Origin of the sequence: Achromobacter aegrifaciens, assembly GCF_902859965.1 — a bacterium.
In the GTDB taxonomy this organism is placed as follows: Bacteria; Pseudomonadota; Gammaproteobacteria; order Burkholderiales; family Burkholderiaceae_B; genus Achromobacter; species Achromobacter aegrifaciens.
This window is the reverse complement of sequence record NZ_CADIKO010000002.1, coordinates 437,992-456,456: the sequence shown is the minus strand read 5'-3', so window position 1 is coordinate 456,456 and position 18,465 is coordinate 437,992. Positions and strand designations below refer to the sequence as shown.

Below are 18,465 nucleotides of genomic sequence, written 5' to 3'. Positions count from 1 at the left end.
CGGAAAATTCCATGACGCATTCCCTGCTCAATCTGGGCCATCTGGCCGACCCGGAACTGTCTTCCGATCTGCCCGCCATCATCGACCTGCGCCAGTCCGACACGCCGCGGCATTACACCCACGCCCAGGTCCGCCTGCTGGCGGGCGGCGTGGCCGCCTGGCTGTCCGCGCGCGGCCTGGCGCCGGGCAGCCGCGTCGCCATCGCCGCGCTGAACCGGGCCGAGTACCTGATCGCCTATTTCGGCATCATGCGGGCGGGCTACGTGGCCGTTCCCGTCAACATCAAGCAGTCGCAAGAGAACATCGACTATGTACTGCGCGACGCCGGCATCGCGCTCGCACTGGTGGACGGCCCGCGCCGCGCCGCCTTCGAAGCCAAGGTTCCGGTGCTGGACTTCGACGACGCCGGTCCGCAAGGCTTTGCCGCGCAGATCGCGCCCACGGACTTCGGCTTCGTCACGCCGCAGGCCGACGACATCGCGCAGATGCTGTACACCTCGGGCTCCACCGGCAAGCCCAAGGGCGTGCCGCTCACGCATCGCGGCCAATTGTGGGCGCTGGCTGCCACCTCCGCCGCCGTCGTCGCCCGCGCCGGCGTGCAGGAACGATACCTGCTGGCCCAGCCGCTATTCCACATGAACGGCCTGTTCATGGCCAAGCGCGCCTTCGCCAGCAACAGCCTGCTGGTGATCCAGCCATCATTCGACGTCCCCGCCTATGCCGACGCGCTGGAGCGTTACCGCATCTCCGTCCTGACCGCCGTGCCCACCATGTTCGCGCGACTGGTCAAGGACCCCGCGCTGCTGCAAGGACGCGACCTGTCGGCGCTGAGCCGCGTCATGCTGGGCTCGGCCCCCATGACCGTGGCGCTGCTGGAACGCATCCAGCGCGCCCTGCCCGGCGTGCGCGTGACCCACGGCTACGGCACCACCGAGGCCGGCCCCGCCGTGTTTGGCCCGCATCCCGACGGGCTGCCCACGCCCGCGCTGGCGCTGGGCTACCCGCTCGATCCCGCCCAGGTGCGGCTCGCTGACGGTCCTGGCCCGGACCAGGGCGTGCTGCTGATGAAGAACCCCGCAGTGCTCGCCGGCTATCACAACCTCCCGGAAAAGAGCGCACAGGTGCTCAAGGACGGCTGGTACTACAGCGGCGACGTGCTGCGGCGCGACGCCGACGGCTTCTATTACTTCGTGGGCCGCGCCGACGACATGTTTGTCTGCTCGGGCGAGAACATCTATCCCGTCGAGGTCGAGAAACTGCTGGAATCGCACCCCGACGTGCGCCAGAGCTGCGTGGTGCCCTTGGCCGACGAGGAACGCGGCCATATCCCCGTCGCCTTCGTCGTGCGCCGCGACGGCAGCCGACTGCATGCCGATGCGCTCAAGCGCCACGCGCTCGAGTACGGCCCCGCCTACCAGCATCCGCGGCGCATCCGCTTCGTGGATGAACTGCCCTGGGCCGGCACCAACAAGATCGACCGCAACTCGCTGCTGCTTGCCGCGCGCGAACTGGAAGCGCAGCATGCGTGGACCCAACCCGAAACGGAAACGGCATGAGCCAGACTGAATTCCCCGACAGCCTCGTGGGCAAAACCGCGCTCGTGACCGGCGCCAGCCGCGGCATCGGCCGCGCCATCGCGCTGGCCCTGGGCCGGCGCGGCGCGCGCGTCGCCGTGCACTACAACAGCGCTGGCGATGCCGCCGACGAGGTCGTGCGCCAGATCCAGGCAGCTGGCGGCCAAGCCTGGGCCTTGCAGGCCGACCTGGCGCTGGCGGACGCCGCCGCAGCATTGGCGCGGGACTTGCGCGCCTCGCTCAAGGAACGCTACGCCGACGACGGCCTGGACATCCTGGTCAACAACGCCGGCGTGGGCCTGCGCGCCCGCCTGCCGGAAGTCACTCCTGACGCGTTCGACCGGGTGCTGCAGGTCAACCTGAAGACCCCCTTCTTCCTGATCCAGCAGACCCTGCCTTTCCTGCGCGACCATGGCCGCATCGTCAACGTGTCCTCCATGGGCACGCGCGCCGCCTATCCGGAAATGAGCGTCTACGCGCCGGCCAAGGCCGGCCTGGAAGCGCTGACCCTGCTGCTGGCGAGCGAATTGGGCGCACGCGGCATTACCGTGAACGCCGTCCTGCCCGGCGCCACGGCCACGGACCTCAATGCCCGCGCACGCGATCCGGAGCAGAGCAAGGTCATCGCCCAGACGATTGCATTGGGGCGCGTGGGGCAGCCTGAGGACATTGCGGACATCGTCGCCTTTCTGGCGTCGCATGAGGGGCGCTGGATCACGGGGCAGCGTATTGATGCGACGGGCGGGCAGCGGCTGTAGGATTGGCTGGCCGCATCATCGTTGATCGGCAGCGCATGTTCCGCTCGAAGCAAGCCCAAGCATTCCCAAGTCAAATACCGACCCAAAAACGGTCGTAGACATGCTCAGGGATATCCCTGAAAATCGCCAATTCTCCGGGAGTCAGAGTAAGGGAATGAGGTGGAAATTCCAGAGCTTGAGCAAATCGACGCCGTATTATCGGGCCGCGTGTGGAACTTGGTCCATCGCTACTGTGGTGGCGCCTGGAGCCGTCTGCCACCGAGTTGGACTGTTTCGTTTTCGGAAATTTCTGCGGAAGCTCGGCGGCGCGGCTTGGGCTGCTTTATCACTACGAAGCCAAACGATGATGGCAATTGGCTAGTGGAAACTGCGTCAGGCTACGCAATCTTGTACCTGGAACGAGGCCTCCGAAGGACGATCCACGGAGAATTCAGCCACCTTGAACAGGCATTTGAAGCCTGGCTGGAACTTGAAATGAGGTTTCATCTACTTCCGATATTCCGATAGGTGCCCGTGGATGTACGACGCCTGTCGAAGTATCGCCGTTATGCGTCGACCCGTTTTTCCCCCAAAGAAACGCCGAGGCGTTATCCCAGCGCCCGGACATGCTGATCAACAATGCAAGCGTAGGCCTGCGCGGCCACCTGCCGGTGGACGCGTTCGATTGGGCACTCCAAGTCAACCTGAAGATCCCCTTTCTTGATCCAGCAAGCCCTGCCCGTCCTGCGCGATCATGGGCGCATTGTCAACGTGTCCTCCATGAGCACCTGCAGCGCATATCCGGAAATACGCGAATACCCGCCGGCCCGGCCACCAAGGTGCCGGCCATGTGGACAATCGCCATACTGAATACCGGCTAGTGCACGTCCCGAGATAGGCGACTGCCTTGCCAGCTTCCAAAGCTCGACGAACTCGAACGTTCAGCGCTAAAGTCAACGTCATCGCCACGACGTTCAGGCCGGCGATCCGCGTCACACTTGCTGTTCCGAAAACCGTTGGCGAGCGGTGCAACGCACCCGAACGAGTACGGAAAAATACGCATGAAGCGCAAAAAGAAGTCGGCGCCAACCGCCGCTGTGGTGCCCGCGAGCCTTCCGGCAGAGCTGCTTAGCCAGCTCCGCGGCATGCAATTCGGCTTGATCATGCTCTCGATCGCGATCTTCGTCGGCGTTGTAAATAGCCAATTCCATAAGCTGAACACCGCGCTGACACAAGCCCTTCAGATCCGGGAGGTCATGAGCCGCTGGCCTGTCCTACGACAGCAGATTTACCTGGACTCGATCATTCCAGTGGCAGGCGACTTTGCATCGCTTAGTGCAATCGGAGTGATGCAGATGAACAATCCTCCCCCAATTGAGCTGTGGTTTCAGGGGTACGCGGAACTGCAGCCCGAGCAGCTGTGGGCATACGCAGCTTGGCAATTTGACGCCGACTTGTCTTTGTCCAACCGCTCGCTTGCAAGCTTCGAGGATCTTTGGGATGCACTACGACGCGGCGTGGTCGTCTCGGGCCCCAACATAAAGTTCCCAAGCAACATCCAGGAAAGGAACTGTAAGGTGCGGGTTCGCCGCTCGTTCTCTGGTGTTGAAGCCGATTCCTACATCCACAGCATGTGCTTCAAGGCACGATCGGAACCACCCGACGATGACTATCCGCCGGCATCGACACGCTTGAGCAAGCCTCATGCACCTTCCGGGGTTGACAAGAATCAGGTAATCGACCTGATCCTGGAACTCGGGCCTACACGTTATGAGCCCAGGCGCGACGTGCAAATCACCATTCCGTTCGAGCTTGTGCAGGCGCCCATCGACCCATCCGCACTCCAAAAAATGTATCCGGCATGGCGCAGCGGCACATACGCCGCCGCGTTTCATGAGTTGGCGGAAGTCTCTGACGGCTTTCAGGATTTTGATATTGACGAGGCAATTCAGCGCGTGAAGGCTCTTCACTCCGCAAGCGACCAGGCAGTAGATCTATTTGGCCTCAAGCTGCCCCGTGAGGGTGCGATTTTTGGGGCTATGGTCATTTTGGCTTGCGTGCAAGCGTACTTCCTGATTCTTCTCCATGACTTGCTCAGGCGTATTCAAAAGTCAAACCAAAAACCGGATCACGCAGCATGGTTCGGACTACATCCTTCGGCCAGCATGCTGGCGGCGACTCTGATTTCTGCCGCCGCCCTGCCATTGTCCGCAGCAGCGGCTCTCGCCTGGACACTAGAAAAAGTCAATCCGGCCGCGCTCGCGGCAGCCTTCATCTCGGCCTGCCTGAGCCTCTTCGTTGGACTGGCGCTTTGGCGGCTGCACCGGTTCATTCGAACGCTGAACTAGGTCAGCGGACCATGTTGCGCCTTGGCGACCGCGCCTTTGCAGAGTCATGCATGTGGCCCATTCAAGATGCGCTCATATTGAATGAGATCTTCCGCTGAGAAACAGCAGAAGATCACCTCCCGTATGGATGAGTCCTCAGCCAGGCTTTCGCGGACGCTTGCGACGGCCACCTCTGTCGCCCGCTCAATAGGATACCCATATATCCCCGTGCTGATGCTGGGGAACGCAATCGACTTGACCGCTCTTTCTTGCGCCAGCTCGATGCATCGGCGATAACAGCTGGCCAGCAGCGCCGGTTCTCCGCCATCCCCGCCCCGCCACACCGGCCCCACCGTATGAATGATGTATTGAGCGGACAGGCGATAGGCCTTGGTCACCTTCGCGTCCCCCGTCTTGCAACCGCCCAGCAATCTGCATTCATGCACTAGATCCGGGCCCGCCGCGCGATGGATGGCGCCATCGACGCCGCCGCCGCCCAGCAATGAGGAGTTCGCGGCATTCACGATGGCGTCCACCTCGAGCTTCGTGATGTCTGAACGGATTGCGCGCAGGGTTGTGGCCATGATTTTGCTCCTTGAGGTACGAACGCCGTCGCCGCGGCGCATTTGCAGGGCGATCTTCCTGGCAGCAAGTTTGAGGAACTCGTCACGTCTGCTGGCGGCAACGGACCGGGATTATGGTGCCAGTCTACAATTCCGCCCACTTCATGTGCTCAAACTTGCAGGCTGCCGAGCCTTCCCCCATGCAACGACGCCTTCTGAATGCCCTGTTGATTGCCCTCCTCGTCAGCTTCGGCCTACATGGCGGCCCGACGCAAGCCCAGGCCAAATCGACGCCCAAGATGCAATCTGGCGAGGGTCGCCCATACGAAATCGCCGATAGCGAAGTCTGGGACGTGCCCGATCCCGTGTCGGGCCGCGGCTATCAGGTCTACGTCGCCTTGCCGCCGTCCTATGCGAAGCAGCCGCAACGGCGCTACCCCGTGCTTTATGTTACCGATGCCGACTATGCCTTCCCTATCATCCGGCAGTTGGCGCGCCGCCTGAACGTGGAAGGACCGCGGATCGAGGAGTTCATTCTTGTCGGCCTGTCATATGGCAAAGGCGAGGATGGCGGAGTCAGCCGCCAGCGCGACTACACGCCTACACCGAACGGCCCAAGCACCGCGCCGGCCAATGCGGTCCATGGCCAGGCGCGGGCCTATCAAGCGTATCTGCGCGATCAGGTAAAGCCTTACATCACCGCCCGCTACCGGACCGACCCGGCCAGAGCCCTCTTTCTCGGCCACTCCTATGGGGCGCTGCTGGGGACGCAGATCCTGTTCACCGAGCCCGGCATGTTCAACGGCTATGTCCTCGGCAGCCCGTCCCTCTGGTACGACAAAAGGCATGCCTTGAAGCTGGAAGCGGGCTATGCCCAGCAGCATCGGGACCTGACGGCGAATGTCTTTCTTTATGTTGGCGCCTACGAAGCCCTGCGCAAAGGCGACCGGCGCTACAACCAGACGGTGGACATGGTCGCCGACAACCGGGCGCTGGAGGCGGCGCTGCAAAGCCGGAAATATCCAGGTTTGAAACTGAAGTCCGTGGTCCTGAATGACGAGGACCATCTCACCGTGGCGCCGCGTGGCTTTATGCAGGCCTTGAGATATCTGCTGCCGGTGCGTTGACCTAATACAGAGATCCAACCTGCGCCAGCCCTAGATCGCAGGCCCCTTCAGTTCGATCTGATTGCCGTCGGGATCAAAGCAGTAGATCGAAAGTCCCTCGCCTTCCGCGCCATACCGCAACACGGCCTTGTCCGCAGCAATGCCGAAAGCTCGCAGATGCTCGAGGATGGCCGTTTCATCGAATGGATCGACCCGCAGGCAAAAGTGGTCCAGGTTGTGCCGGTCTTTCCCTGGCGCTGCCCCGCCCGCGGCGCCCAGAGGCCCCTGCACATCGACCAGATCGATCATGGAACCGCCGGCGCTCAGATGGATCAATGCGTACTCATCGTTCTTCTTCTTGATCTCGCAGCCCAGTACTTTCGTATAGAAGTCCACGCTACGCGTCAGGTCCTGAACCCTGAGCACGACATGGTCCAAGTGCTTGATCTGAAATACCGGCATGATGATCCTCCTTGGAGCGAAAGTGCGCATCAGGATACGGGGATTCTTAGTCTACCGTGCCGCGCTTGGGATAGTAGCGGCGCCCTCGCCCGCAGACTCCCGCGGCGCCCCTAGAACCGATCGAGCTTCAGCCCAGCCGCCAGATAATCAATAAAAGCCCGCACTTTGGCAGGCGGAAGCCTGTGCTCCTGCCAAAGCACGTGTATGGGCACAGGCTTGGACTCGAACGCTTCGAGTATGACTTCCACCTGCCCCGCATCCAGCAGGTGCCTGATCTGCCATAGCGGCGAATAGCCGATGCCGAGTCCGGCGCTGACCGCGGAATAGATCGCCGCCATCGTGTTGGTCCGGAACGGACCCCGCACCCCGACGCTGCGCCGCTTGCCGTCTATCTCAAAGGCCCACTGCCCCGAGCGTTGATCGAGAGTCCTGACAATGCAGGCGTGCTGCCGCAGGTCCGAAGGATGCGCGGGACGGCCATACTGTTCGAAATAGGAAGGCGCTCCGAATACGACTCTGCGCAAGGCTCCCAATCGTCTTCCCTGCAAGCCGGAATTCGGCAGGTCTGCGATGCGCACGACCAGATCGAGGCCTGCGGCGGACAGGTCGACAAAGGTATCCGTCAATTGCAGATCGACTTCCATCTGCGGGTATGCGCGCATGTACTGCGCGATGATCGGAACCAGGAAGTCCGGCCCGAACAGTACCGGCGCGCCGACACGCAATATGCCCGACGGCGCGGCTCGGCGGTCTGCAACCTCCAGCCGGGCCTCGCCTATTTCCTCCATCGCCGGTTTGACCCGCCGGAAGAACGCCTCGCCCGCTTCGCTGAGAGAGCAATGCCGCGTAGTGCGATGGACCAGTTGCACGCCGACGTCTTCTTCCAGCGCGGCAAGAGAACGGCTGACGGCCTGTAGCGAGCGGCTGAGATGGCGCGCGGCTTTCGTCAGACTTCCCGTTTCAGCGATGTGGATGAACGCTTCCAGGTCTTCGAGGCGGCTCATTATTTATCTCGTATGACGTGATTCACATTCATATTTCACAAGTATTGTTCCACTAATCGGTAGAAAATACACTGCCTTCGTACCCACATGCATACGAAGGAGAAACCCTGTGAACGGCACTCAGCCCACGGTTTTGGTCGTAGGAGCCACCGGCAAATTCGCCGGCCTGGTCGTTCCTGAATTGCAGCGGCGCAAGGTCGCGGTCCGGGCGCTCGTCCGCGACGAAACACGCGCCGCTCAGGCCCGCTCGCTGGGAGCGACCGAGACCGCCATCGGTGACCTCCGCGACGTCGACAGCCTCGCAGCCGCAACGCAAGGCGTGGACGGCGTCTTTCATATCGGCCCCGCGTTCACCGCAGACGAAGCGCCCATGGGCGTTGCCCTGGTCGACGCGGCCAAGCGCAGCGGCGTGAGGAGGTTCGTCTTTTCATCGGTCATCCAGCCAACGAACGTGCGACTGGCCAATCACGCCAGCAAGATCCCGGTGGAGGACGCGCTCTACTCGTCGGGACTGGAATACACAATCCTGCATCCCGCGAACTTCATGCAGAACATCGGTTTGGCCTGGCCGTCGATCCGCGACCATTCCCGCTTCAGCGAACCCTTTCCCAAAGACACGAGAATCGCCCGCGTGGACTATCGCGATGTGGCCGAGGTTGCCGCGATCGCCCTGACCGAGGACAGGCTGGCCTACGCGACCTTGGAGCTATGCGCCGGCATGTACAGCCGCATGGACATCGTGATGGCCCTGGCCGAGGAGCTGGGATCTCCGGTCACTGCATTGGAGCCCGGTTTCAGCGCGTGGGCGCAAGACGCGCGCCTGCCATATGGCGAACAGCAGTTGCTTCTTCTGTCCAAAGTCTTCGATCACTACCGGGCCTGCGGGCTTGGAGGAAACAGTCTTGTGCTGAAGGCTGCACTCGGACGGGATCCGCGTTCACTGCGCGAGTACGTCAAGGACCTGGTGGCCGAGAAACAAGCGGCGCGCGGCGGCAAGGAGTATTGAGATGGCTGACCATTCATCAAGCCCCACCCTGAAAAAGCTCCCGCGGCACTATGCCCCCGTTCTGATGCCGCTGGTTCTTTCCGTGTTCATGTCGGCCATCGTTTCAGCGGTGGCGACCGCCGCGAGCGTGGGCGTGGGTCCCGACTTTGTCCTCAACTGGCCCAGCGCCTGGGGAGCCTCGTGGATAGTGGCTTTTCCCAGCCTCTTGCTGCTGCTGCCTGTCGTGCGGCGGATCGTCGCCTGGATGGTGGTCCCGCCCTAAGCTGGCCCGCAAGCGCTGCGACGAGCTGCGCCGGCAATGTCAACCGGCCGGCCACGCAAGCATCGCGGCATCAATGATCATGTTGAGCTTTTTCGCGCCCGCGCCATCGCGGGCCTGGATCGACAGGCCTTCAAGCACGGTCGTGTAGAAGGCGGCAAGCTGCCGGACATCGGCGGACGGCGCAAGGTCGCCCTCCGCAATGCCTTGCGCAAGCCGTTCCCTCAGCGTCGATTCTCCTTCCTCCCGATTTGCGGCAAGAAACGCACGCACGCTCTCGTTCTCAGGCGCGCCCAGCAGCGATGACAACACGATCATGCACCCACGCGGGCCCTCGTTGACGGCATAGGCGCGCGCGTTCGATCGCAGCATGGTTTCGACGGCCTCGCGGGCCGTCCGCGCTGCGCTGAGGCTCTGCGACGTCGCTCGGCCTTCGACGCGGTCGTAAAGTTCGACGGCCTGCCGGAAGATTTCCTCCTTGCAGCCAAAGGTCGCATAGAGGCTGGGCTTGTTGACGCCCGTGGCGCTGACCAGATCCTGGATCGAGGTGCCTTCATAACCTTGCGCCCAGAAGGTACGCATGGCCGCCAGCAAGGCCCGGTCCTTGTCGAACGCCTTCGGACGCCCGATTTTCGGCGCGGTGGCCGGTTTAGCTTGATTGCCAGAATTCACGTTTCAATTATCCGCAGGCCCGCCACGCCTATGCCTATCAAGCCCAGGAACAACAGCTTGGCCGATGACATGTGCTCGCCGAGCACCAATGTGCCGAAAACCGCCACGCCGAAAGCGCCTATGCCCACCCAGATGGCGTAAGCGGTGCCCACCGGCAGATGCTTCAGGGCCAAGGCCAGCAGGACAAGACTCAGCATGGCGACGCTTATGCCGATCAGGCTTGGCCAAAACCTCGTCAATCCGTCGGCCTGCTTCAGTGCCAATGCCCAGACGATTTCAAGCATGCCGGCCAGAACCAGGAAACCCCATGCCATCTGAATCCCCATTCCTGTTCGCCTTCCCCGGCCCCTAGGCCGTGAAGCCACCGTCGATGGCGAGCGACGCGCCGGTGATGAATTGGCTCTCGGCCCCCGCAAGATAAGCCACGGCAGCGGCAATTTCCTGGGGTTCGGCATAGCGTTTGACCGCCATGAGTTCCAGCTCGGCGGCTACCGCCGGGCCATCGGCGGGATTCATGTCGGTGTCGGTCGATCCCGGATCGACGATATTGACCGTGATGCCGCGGCCGCCGACCTCCCGAGCCAGGCCCTTGGTGAATCCGATGAGCGCCGACTTGCTCATCGCGTAGAGCGTCACGCCCCCATAAGGCACGCGTTGCGCGAAGCAGGAGCCGATGGAAATGATGCGTCCGCCGGTCCCCATATGAGCCAGCGCGGCCTGCGAGGCCACGAATACCGCCTTGGCGTGGATCGCCAGGGTGTCGTCGATTTCCTCGAGCGTGGCGTCCTCGACAGGCCCGAAGGGGAACACGCCGGCGCTATTGACCAGTATGTCCAGCCTGCCCAGTTTCCCGGCAGTCTGCTCCACCGCCGTCCGGACGGCGGCCGGATCGCGGCTGTCCGCCCTGATGGCCAGGACCCTGGCGCCGATTGCGCCAAGTTCCTGGGCGTAGTCTTTCGCGGTCTGATCCGACCTGGCATAGGTGAAGGCGACATCGGCGCCCCGTTCCGCGAACCTGCGAACGATAGCGGCGCCGATGCCACGCGTGCCCCCGGTGACCAGCGCAACCTTGCCTTGGAATTCCATCGCCGAGCTCCTTTTATACCGATCGGTTCAAAAGATGCTACGCGCAGCGGAATTCGTCGTCAAGCATCACTTCCCGCGGATATACCCATCCCGCGTCTGCGGCAGCTTCATCCCAAGCACGGCGGAAGCGACCTGGGTGCGCAGGATCTGCGCGGTGCCGCCCGCGATGGTGAACATGCGCGCATCGCGCACATGGCGTTCCATCGGCAGGTCGCGTCCATAGCCGGACGATCCATGCAGCTGCAAGGCGTCGTTGGTTACGCGCTGCGCCGTTTCGGCCGCGTAGATCTTGGCCTGCGCGGCCAGCGACAGGTCCGGAAAGCCAAAGGTCCGCGCCGTGCCGCTGCTTGCGGCCGCATGCAGCATGTGCCGCGCCGCATTCAACTGGATGGCCATGTCGGCGACCATCCACTGCAAGCCCTGGAACTCCGCTATCGGCCGGCCGAACTGCTGGCGCTGCTTGACGTAGTCGACGGCTTCTTCAAAGGCGCCCTGCGCGATGCCCAACGCCACGGTGCCCGCGCCCACGCGCTGGGCGTTGTAGGCTTGCATCAGCCCGGCAAAGCCGCGCTTCAAGCCCTCTGGCGGAACCACCAGCATGGACTTGTGCACCTTGAGATCCCGGAACGCGATGTAGGTCTCGGGTATACCCCGCACGCCCATGGCGTAGGAACGCTTGGCGATCTCCAGGCCATCGTCCTCGGCGTCCGGTTCGCGCACGTGGATGAAGGCGCCTATGCCCAGATCCGCGCCGTCGTCGAACACGCGCGCAAAGATCAGGTGCAGGCGAGACACCCCGCCCCCGGTGATCCAGTATTTCTCGCCGTTGATGAGGTAGTCATCGCCCTGACGGACTGCGCAAGTGCCCATTTCGCTGGCCGCGCTGCCGGCCTGGGGTTCCGAGATGCAGATGGCGGGCTTGTCGCCAGCCAATACACACTCGGCGGCCAGCGCCTTCTGTTCATGGGTGCCGTACTGCATGATGGCGCCGATCGCGCCCATGTTGGCTTCGACGGTGATGCGCCCCATGGTGGCGCAAGCCTTGGCCATTTCCTCCACGACCAGGACTGTATCCAGATAGCTTAGGCCCCGCCCACCGTACTCGCGCGGGATCGTCATGCCCATGAAGCCGTTTTCGCGCAGTTGACGGACGTTGTCCCAGGGATACTGCTCGGATTGGTCGGTGGCTGCGGCTGTCGGTTTGAATACGGTCTGCGCCAGTTCGCGCGCGCGCTGCTGCAGCGCCAATTGCTCTTGGGAAAGTTCAGTCATGGTTCATCCTTGCTACGTGCAAAACTCCGGCCGGGCCATTTGGCCCGCCGGCATCAACCCACCTTGATATCCGCGCGCCGCGCCACCTCGGCCCAGCGTTCGACTTCGCTGCGCGTGAGCGCGGCCAGTTCCTGCGGCGTGCCGCCGCCCGCATCCGCGCCCAGTGCGATCCACCGCTGCACGAAAGCCGGGTCGGCGAATGCCGCGTTGACCGCCGCATTGAGCACGCGCACCACGTCTGCGGGCGTGGACGGCGGCGCATAGATGCCGTACCAGCTGGTCGCGTCGTAATTGGCCGCGCCGCTCTCCGCCGCCGTGGGCACATCGGGCAAGCTGGGTGAACGGACCTTCGACGTCACCGCGATGGCGCGCACGCTGCCCGCCCGGATGTGCTGGATGGCCGAAGGCATGGTTTCGAACATCATGTGGACGTTCCCGGCAATGATGTCCACGATCGCCGGCGCGGAACCGCGATATGGCACGTGCATCATCTGGGTGCCCGTGACGTTCTTGAAGTATTCGGCCATCAGGTGCTGCATGGTGCCCGCGCCCGGCGTGGCATAGCTGTACTTGTCCGGCTTGGCCTTCAGCAGCGCCACCAGCTCCTGCACATTCTGCGCGGGCAGATCCTTGTTGACGATCAGCGCATGGTTGACGCGCCCCAGAAAGCCCACCGCCGTCATCTCGCGGATGTCGTATCCCAGCTTCGGATACACGGACTGGGCGATCGCGTGATGCACCGCCCCGAACAGGATTGCGTAGCCGTCGGGTCGGGCCTTGGCCACGGCGTCAGCGCCCAGCGTGCCGCCGGCGCCGCCGCGGTTTTCCACGATGACCGACTGGGCCAGGCTGGCGCGCATCGGCTCGGCCAGCTGCCGCGACAGGATGTCCACGGTTCCGCCCGGTGCATAGGGCGCGACCAGCCTGATGCTCTGCGACGGGTACTTGCCCTGCGCGAATGCGCGGCTCAAGGGTGTCAATGCGGCCAGCGCCAACAGCTGTCTCCTATCCATGCCTCTCTCCTCTTGTATCCGCCGTCGTCGCAGCGGTGTTGTCTAAGGTGTGTGATGTCAGCCCGCCGTCCAATCGCGCAGGATCTGCTGCGCATGCTCGTTCAGGCGCGGCGGCGGCCTGCGATATGACACCGGCGTGGCGGAAAGCTTGAGCGGGTTCGCCAACAGGTTGAGCTCGCCGCCTTGCGCCCACGCGCAGGGCATGCGCAACTGCGCGCCGCGGGCCTGGACGTGCGGGTCGTTGAACACATCGCGCAAATCGTTGACGGGGCCGCAAGGCACGCCCACGGCTTCCAGCTGTTCCAGCCAGGTTTTCCTGGAGCGCAGGGCCAGCGCGTCCTGTACCCGTTGGCAAAGTTCGGCGCGGTGGGCGACGCGGGCCGCGTTGGAGGCGTAGCGCTCGTCGTCCGCCAGCCCGGCCAGGCCTGCAACTTCGCAGAAACGCCGGAACTGCGCATCGTTGCCGACAGCAAGAATCATGGGACCGTCCACCGCGTCGAATACCTGGTAAGGCACGATGTTCGGGTGGCCGTTGCCCAGGCGCGCGGGCAGCTCCTGCTGTGCCAGGTAGTTGGTTCCAGCGTTCACCAGCCAGGCGATCTGGCTGTCCAGCAGCGAGATGTCGATGTGCTGCCCCTGGCCGGTCAGGTCGCGGTGGCGCAGCGCAGCCAGGATGCCGACGGCGGCATACATGCCGGTCATGACGTCGGCGATGCCCACGCCCACCTTCATGGGCGTGCCCTGCGGCTCGCCGGTAAGGCTCATGATGCCGCCCATGCCCTGGATCAAAAAGTCGTAGCCCGCGCGCTTGGCGTACGGACCCGTCTGCCCGAATCCGGTGATGGAGCAATAGACCAGGCGCGGGTATCTGCTCTTGAGCTGTTCATAATCCAGCCCATGCTTGGCCAGGCCGCCGACCTTATAGTTCTCGACCAGCACGTCGGCATGGTCCAGCAACTGATGCAGCGCGTCCCGGCCGGCCTCGGTGGCGATATCCAGCGCGATCGACCGCTTGTTGCGGTTGGCGCTCAGGTAATAGGCGCTTTCGGCGGTCGCGCGGCCGTCCTGGTCGTTGATGTAGGGCGGCCCCCATTTCCGGGTGTCATCGCCTTCCTCCGGCTTTTCCACCTTGACCACGTCCGCGCCCAGGTCGCCCAGCAGCTGAGTCGCGCTCGGGCCCGCCAGGATGCGAGAGAGGTCCACGACACGCACGCCGCTGAGCGCGGAAGCTTCCACTGACTGCATACGCCTTCTCCATCAGAGTCGATCGATGCAGTCTAAAATTCGCAATCCTCACCTTCAATTGAGTTTTTTTTCAATATGAAGGGCAGCCTTCGAGCCAAGCAAGACGGCTGACGCGCGGCTTTACTTGACCGGAAACTTCAGCTTGGGCGCGGCTTCCCTGACCATGGCCCAGAAGGCGTGCGCAGCAGGCGACAGCTTGCGTTCATTGAGGCAGGCCAAGCCGATCCTGCGCTTGGAGGCGGGACTGATCTTGCGGTAGACCAGCCCGTCGTAAGCCTGCGGCAGCACCAGCGACGCCAGCACGGAGATGCCCTGCCCGCGCCTGACGAACTCCAGGATGGACATGATCTGCGAGAGGTCGTGCGCGATGTGCGGCTTGGCGCCGGCTCGCTCGAACATGCGCGTAATCACAGGCTGCGAACCGGCGCGCGTCATGATCAGCGGATAGTCGATCAGGTCCTTCACCGCGATGGTCTTGCGCTCGGCCAGCGGGTGGCCAGCGGGAAGCACCACCATCAGCTCATCGGTAACGAGCGGCAGCGTGTCGAAATCCGGCTTGGGCAAGGCCACCACGCCGATCTCGATGCGGCGTTCGACCAGCGCGCGCTCCAATTCCGGGTCCGGCTTCTCGGTAACGAACACGTCGACGCCCGGATAGCGGGCTTTGAACATCTCAAGCAGCTGCGGCAGGATGTTCAAGGAGGAGCTCGCTCCCAGCGAACCCAGATTCAGCAGGCCCGAGCGCAGGCCCGCGCTGGCGTTCGCCGTCGCGCGCACGATCTGCAGGGACGCGAACACGTCCCTGACATGCGGCAGAATCTGCTGTCCCGCATAGGTGAGATGCACCCCCGATGCATTGCGGTCGAGCAAGGGCGCTCCCAGCGTGGCCTCCAGCGTGCGCAGGGCGTGGCTGGTGGCCGAGGGCGTCATCCCCAGCCGGGCGCCGGCGCCCGCGATGCTGTCGGCGGAGGCCAGCGCCAGCAGCAGTTCCAATTGCCTGAGGGAGAGGGATTTTGCGGCCTGATCCGGCATGGTCATGTTTCCTCAGGTGCTAACCGGCCAGCGCCTGCGCCAGCCCCAATGCCCGCGCCAGGAACGCCGACGTGTCGTCCTTGCGATAGCTGACGATCACGGGCGACACAAAAGTATTGGCGTCTATCGCCACATGCGCCACGTCCTGCCGCTGCAAGCGCTGCACCGACGCCGGTACCACCGTCACGCCCAGCCCCGCCGCCACCAGGCCAATGGCGGTCTGCAGTTCGTTGGCTTCCTGCACCACCTGCGGCGCGTGCCCCGCCGCGCGGAACAGGCCCAGCACATGGTCGGAGAAATTCGGCCTTGGCCGCGCCGGATACAGCACGAAGGGTTCGCGCGCCAGGCGTTCGACGGATACCCGCCGCAGCCGCGCAATGGGATGGCCCAGCGGCACCGCAGCCATCAGCGCTTCGGTCATCAGCACCCGTCGCTCGATGGCGGGATCGTCGAACAGGATGCGGCCGATGCCCAGATCGATGCGGCCGGCCTTGAGCGCCTCCAGCTGCGGCAAGGTGGTCATTTCCGTGAGCCCCACTTCGACCTGCGGGTCCGCGTTGCGCAGTTGCCGGATCAGCTCCGGCACGAAACCGTAAAGAGAGGACGGCACGAAGCCTATGCCGAACCAGCGCCGCTGGGTCTGCCCCAGCCGCCGCGTGCCTTCCAGCACTTCTTCCAGGCGCGCAGTCAGCAGGCGCGATTGTTCCAGCAGGAAGCGGCCCGCTTCCGTCAGGCGCAGCGCGCGCGTGGTGCGCTCGAACAGCTGCACGCCGAGTTCTTCCTCGAACAGACGGATCTGGCGGCTGAGCGGGGGCTGGGCCATGTGCAGCCGCGCTGCCGCGCGGGTGAAGCTGCCTTCCTCTGCCACGGCCTGGAAATAACGCAGTTGCCTCAATTGCATCGCGTGGTCTTATACATACCATAAAGGTATTAATCGGAACCCATATAGTCTTGGACTCGCAGGGAAAACGCAAGCCATACTGAGCTATCGCACGAACCTGATCATGGAAAGTATGAATCGCGGGAACATCTTCCCGTGATCTGCGGACCGCCGGCGCGCAGCGACACAATAATTCCAGCAATACGGAGACCATCATGCGCTTGCGCTCTGCATTCCAACGACTCGCCCGGGCCTGTGTGGGCCTGGCGCTGCTGGGGGGCTCGTCCGCCGCCCTGGCGCAAACCTACCCGGATCACCCGGTCAAATGGATCGTGCCCTTCCCGCCCGGCGGCGCGATGGACAGCATCGCGCGCACCCTGGGCGAATCCATGGGCAAGCAGCTCAACACCACCTTCATCGTGGAAAACCGCGCAGGCGCGGGCGGCAACATCGGCGCGGCCAGCGTGGCCCGCGCCAAGCCGGACGGCTACACCATCCTGATCGTCGCCAACGGCATGGCCGTCAACCCGGCGCTGTACACGGACCTGAACTACGACCCGGTCAAGGACTTCGCCCCGATCTCGCTGCTGGCCGTGGTGCCCAACGTGCTGGTCACCAATCCCGCACGCACCGGCGCCACCAGCGTGCAGGACGTGATCGCCAAGGCCAAGGCGCAACCCAACCATTACACATACGCCTCGGCCGGCGTGGGCACGTCCATCCATCTGGCGGGCGAGCTGTTCCTGTCCATGGCCCAGGTGGACATGCTGCACGTGCCCTACAAGGGCAGCGGCCCTGCCGTCGCCGACCTGCTGGGCGGACAGGTGGATTACATGTTCGACAGCATCACCTCCGCCAAGCCGCACATCGAAGCCGGCAAGCTGCGCGCGCTGGCGGTAACGACCAGCAAGCGTTCGGCCGCCCTGCCCGACGTGCCTACCGTGGCCGAAAGCGGCCTGCCCGGCTATGAACTGATGCCCTGGTTCGCGGCCTTCGCCCCCGCCGGCACGCCGCCCGACGTAGTCGCGAAACTGAACGCCGCCATGCGCGCCGCATTGAACGACGCCAAGGTGCGCGCCACGCTGGACTCCATCGGCGCCGAGCCCATTGGTGGCACGCCGGACGAACTGCGCGACCACCTGGCGCGTGAGACCGCGCAGTGGAAGGCGCTTGTGAAGGAACGCAATATCAAGATCAATTGAGGGCGGCGCGGCGGCTCATGCCTTCCGGGCTGCGGCAGGCATGGCCTCCCACGGATACCCATCGAACGTATCCTTCACCAGTTCCCGCAGCCAGATGATCGCCGGATCCTGGTGAAAGCGCGGATGCCAATGCTGGCGCAGCGCGAAGGACGGCAGCGGCAGCGGCGGCTCCAGCACCTTGACCACGCCGTAGCCGCCGAACACATTGCCCAACTCCTGCGGCACCGTGGCGATGAGATCCGGGTGCTGGTCCAGCAATAGCGGCACCACCAGGAAGTGCGGCGTGGACAGGAAAATGTTGCGCTTGACGCCCTGCTCCTCCAGTGCGCTGTCATAGGCTTCAGACGAGCGTCCGGCCAAGGTCACCACGATCTGCGGCATGCGCTGGAATTGTTCCAGGGTCAGCTCGTCGCCCACCTCCTGGTTCTTCACGCTCACCAGCGTCACGAAGCGGTGCATGAAGAGCTGCTGCTGAAACAGGCCCTGGGGCGCAGCCCGCAGCGATCCCAGCACCAGATCCACCTCGCCGGACGCCAGCAGCGGCTCGACCTGCTGCAGCGGCACCTGGCGCGTGCGCAGGGTGCAATGCGGCGCCAGTTCGCGCAAGCGCTTGATCAGCGGCGGCAGGAACACCAGTTCGCCCATGTCCGTCATGCACAGGGTGAACACGCGCATCGCCGAGGCCGGATCGAACTGCGCTTGCGACAGCACCTGGCCGCGTATGGTCGCCATCAGCGCCAGGATGGTGGGCGCCAGGCTCTCGGACTTGGGCGTGGGCTGCATGCCCTGGCCGGTCTTCACGAACAGCGGATCGTCGAAGAACGCGCGCAAGCGGTTCACGGCGTGGCTCATGGCGCTTTGCGACAGGCCGAGCTGCTCGCCGGCGCGGGTCACGCTGCGCTCGCGCAGCAGGCTGTCGAAGACGGCGAGCAGGTTGAGGTCCAGTTTCTCGTTATGCATAGCGTGCATTTCCAGAATCATGCTCATGACATTGACGCATATTCCGCCGCTATCTATCGTCTTGT

The 18,465-nt window shown here is 63.8% G+C and carries 20 protein-coding genes; 8 read left to right on the top strand and 12 right to left on the bottom strand.

The features are described from left to right. Positions 1-11: 11 nt before the first annotated feature. The 4 genes from HV793_RS13340 to HV793_RS13325 all read left to right on the top strand — a co-directional run bounded on the left by HV793_RS13340 (position 12) and on the right by HV793_RS13325 (position 4,659). On the top strand, positions 12-1,556 hold the full coding sequence (locus HV793_RS13340; protein WP_175213307.1) for a class I adenylate-forming enzyme family protein: 1,545 nt from the start codon (positions 12-14) through the stop codon (positions 1,554-1,556). After that, a complete protein-coding gene (locus tag HV793_RS13335; protein WP_175160704.1) occupies positions 1,553-2,332 on the top strand; it encodes an SDR family oxidoreductase in 780 nt (259 codons plus the stop codon). The genes HV793_RS13340 and HV793_RS13335 overlap by 4 nt, the downstream gene beginning before the upstream one ends. 605 nt (positions 2,333-2,937) lie before the next feature. Further along, on the top strand, positions 2,938-3,192 hold the full coding sequence (locus HV793_RS13330) for a hypothetical protein (RefSeq protein WP_175213306.1): 255 nt from the start codon (positions 2,938-2,940) through the stop codon (positions 3,190-3,192). Between the two features lie 180 nt (positions 3,193-3,372). Further along, positions 3,373-4,659, top strand: coding sequence for a hypothetical protein (locus HV793_RS13325; protein ID WP_054454632.1), 1,287 nt, complete (start codon positions 3,373-3,375; stop codon positions 4,657-4,659). Positions 4,660-4,703: 44 nt separating this feature from the next. On the opposite strand, the gene HV793_RS13320 is transcribed toward HV793_RS13325, so the two are convergent. After that, entirely contained in the window at positions 4,704-5,222 is a 519-nt protein-coding gene (locus tag HV793_RS13320) for an O-acetyl-ADP-ribose deacetylase (protein ID WP_054454641.1), read from the bottom strand. Positions 5,223-5,401: 179 nt separating this feature from the next. Here HV793_RS13320 and HV793_RS13315 point away from each other — a divergent pair, with 179 nt between their 5' ends. Further along, positions 5,402-6,328: an alpha/beta hydrolase gene (locus HV793_RS13315; RefSeq protein WP_175213305.1), complete on the top strand. Its 927-nt coding sequence runs from the start codon at positions 5,402-5,404 to the stop codon at positions 6,326-6,328. 30 nt (positions 6,329-6,358) lie between these two features. Here HV793_RS13315 and HV793_RS13310 read toward each other — a convergent pair whose 3' ends face one another. Together HV793_RS13310 and HV793_RS13305 are read right to left on the bottom strand one after the other, a co-directional pair. Then, complete coding sequence (locus HV793_RS13310) at positions 6,359-6,769, bottom strand: VOC family protein (protein ID WP_175213304.1); 411 nt, start codon at positions 6,767-6,769, stop codon at positions 6,359-6,361. A gap of 110 nt (positions 6,770-6,879) precedes the next feature. Next, positions 6,880-7,773 carry a LysR family transcriptional regulator gene (locus HV793_RS13305; protein WP_175213303.1) on the bottom strand — a complete coding sequence of 298 codons (894 nt, stop codon included), beginning with the start codon at positions 7,771-7,773 and terminating at the stop codon, positions 6,880-6,882. Between the two features lie 109 nt (positions 7,774-7,882). On the opposite strand from HV793_RS13305, the gene HV793_RS13300 reads away from it, so the two are divergent. Together HV793_RS13300 and HV793_RS13295 are read left to right on the top strand one after the other, a co-directional pair. Then, entirely contained in the window at positions 7,883-8,779 is an 897-nt protein-coding gene (locus tag HV793_RS13300) for an NmrA/HSCARG family protein (protein WP_175213302.1), read from the top strand. A gap of 1 nt (position 8,780) precedes the next feature. Then, positions 8,781-9,041, top strand: a complete 261-nt coding sequence (locus tag HV793_RS13295; protein ID WP_054454647.1) for a DUF2798 domain-containing protein — start codon at positions 8,781-8,783, stop codon at positions 9,039-9,041. 39 nt (positions 9,042-9,080) lie between these two features. Here the strand turns inward: HV793_RS13295 and HV793_RS13290 are convergent, their stop codons facing one another. The 8 genes from HV793_RS13290 to HV793_RS13255 all read right to left on the bottom strand — a co-directional run bounded on the left by HV793_RS13290 (position 9,081) and on the right by HV793_RS13255 (position 16,259). Further along, positions 9,081-9,710, bottom strand: a complete 630-nt coding sequence (locus HV793_RS13290; RefSeq protein WP_054454649.1) for a TetR/AcrR family transcriptional regulator — start codon at positions 9,708-9,710, stop codon at positions 9,081-9,083. Beyond that, positions 9,707-10,024, bottom strand: a complete 318-nt coding sequence (locus HV793_RS13285) for a DMT family transporter (protein WP_054454653.1) — start codon at positions 10,022-10,024, stop codon at positions 9,707-9,709. Before HV793_RS13285 ends, HV793_RS13290 begins: the two co-directional genes overlap by 4 nt. 34 nt (positions 10,025-10,058) lie before the next feature. Next, positions 10,059-10,796, bottom strand: a complete 738-nt coding sequence (locus HV793_RS13280; protein ID WP_175213301.1) for an SDR family oxidoreductase — start codon at positions 10,794-10,796, stop codon at positions 10,059-10,061. Positions 10,797-10,862: 66 nt separating this feature from the next. Further along, a complete protein-coding gene (gene acdA, locus HV793_RS13275; protein ID WP_054454655.1) occupies positions 10,863-12,068 on the bottom strand; it encodes a 3-sulfinopropanoyl-CoA desulfinase in 1,206 nt (401 codons plus the stop codon). A gap of 53 nt (positions 12,069-12,121) precedes the next feature. Further along, positions 12,122-13,081, bottom strand: coding sequence for a Bug family tripartite tricarboxylate transporter substrate binding protein (locus tag HV793_RS13270; protein WP_175180872.1), 960 nt, complete (start codon positions 13,079-13,081; stop codon positions 12,122-12,124). A 57-nt stretch (positions 13,082-13,138) separates the two neighbouring features. Further along, positions 13,139-14,326, bottom strand: coding sequence for a CaiB/BaiF CoA transferase family protein (locus HV793_RS13265; protein WP_175213300.1), 1,188 nt, complete (start codon positions 14,324-14,326; stop codon positions 13,139-13,141). Between the two features lie 120 nt (positions 14,327-14,446). Next, complete coding sequence (locus HV793_RS13260) at positions 14,447-15,358, bottom strand: LysR family transcriptional regulator (protein WP_175160773.1); 912 nt, start codon at positions 15,356-15,358, stop codon at positions 14,447-14,449. A gap of 19 nt (positions 15,359-15,377) precedes the next feature. Continuing rightward, positions 15,378-16,259, bottom strand: coding sequence for a LysR family transcriptional regulator (locus tag HV793_RS13255; RefSeq protein WP_175213299.1), 882 nt, complete (start codon positions 16,257-16,259; stop codon positions 15,378-15,380). A gap of 194 nt (positions 16,260-16,453) precedes the next feature. Between HV793_RS13255 and HV793_RS13250 the strand changes: the two genes are divergently transcribed. After that, entirely contained in the window at positions 16,454-17,440 is a 987-nt protein-coding gene (locus HV793_RS13250; RefSeq protein WP_175213298.1) for a Bug family tripartite tricarboxylate transporter substrate binding protein, read from the top strand. 15 nt (positions 17,441-17,455) lie between these two features. Here the strand turns inward: HV793_RS13250 and HV793_RS13245 are convergent, their stop codons facing one another. Continuing rightward, on the bottom strand, positions 17,456-18,400 hold the full coding sequence (locus HV793_RS13245; RefSeq protein WP_225591355.1) for a LysR family transcriptional regulator: 945 nt from the start codon (positions 18,398-18,400) through the stop codon (positions 17,456-17,458). Positions 18,401-18,465 lie beyond the last annotated feature (65 nt).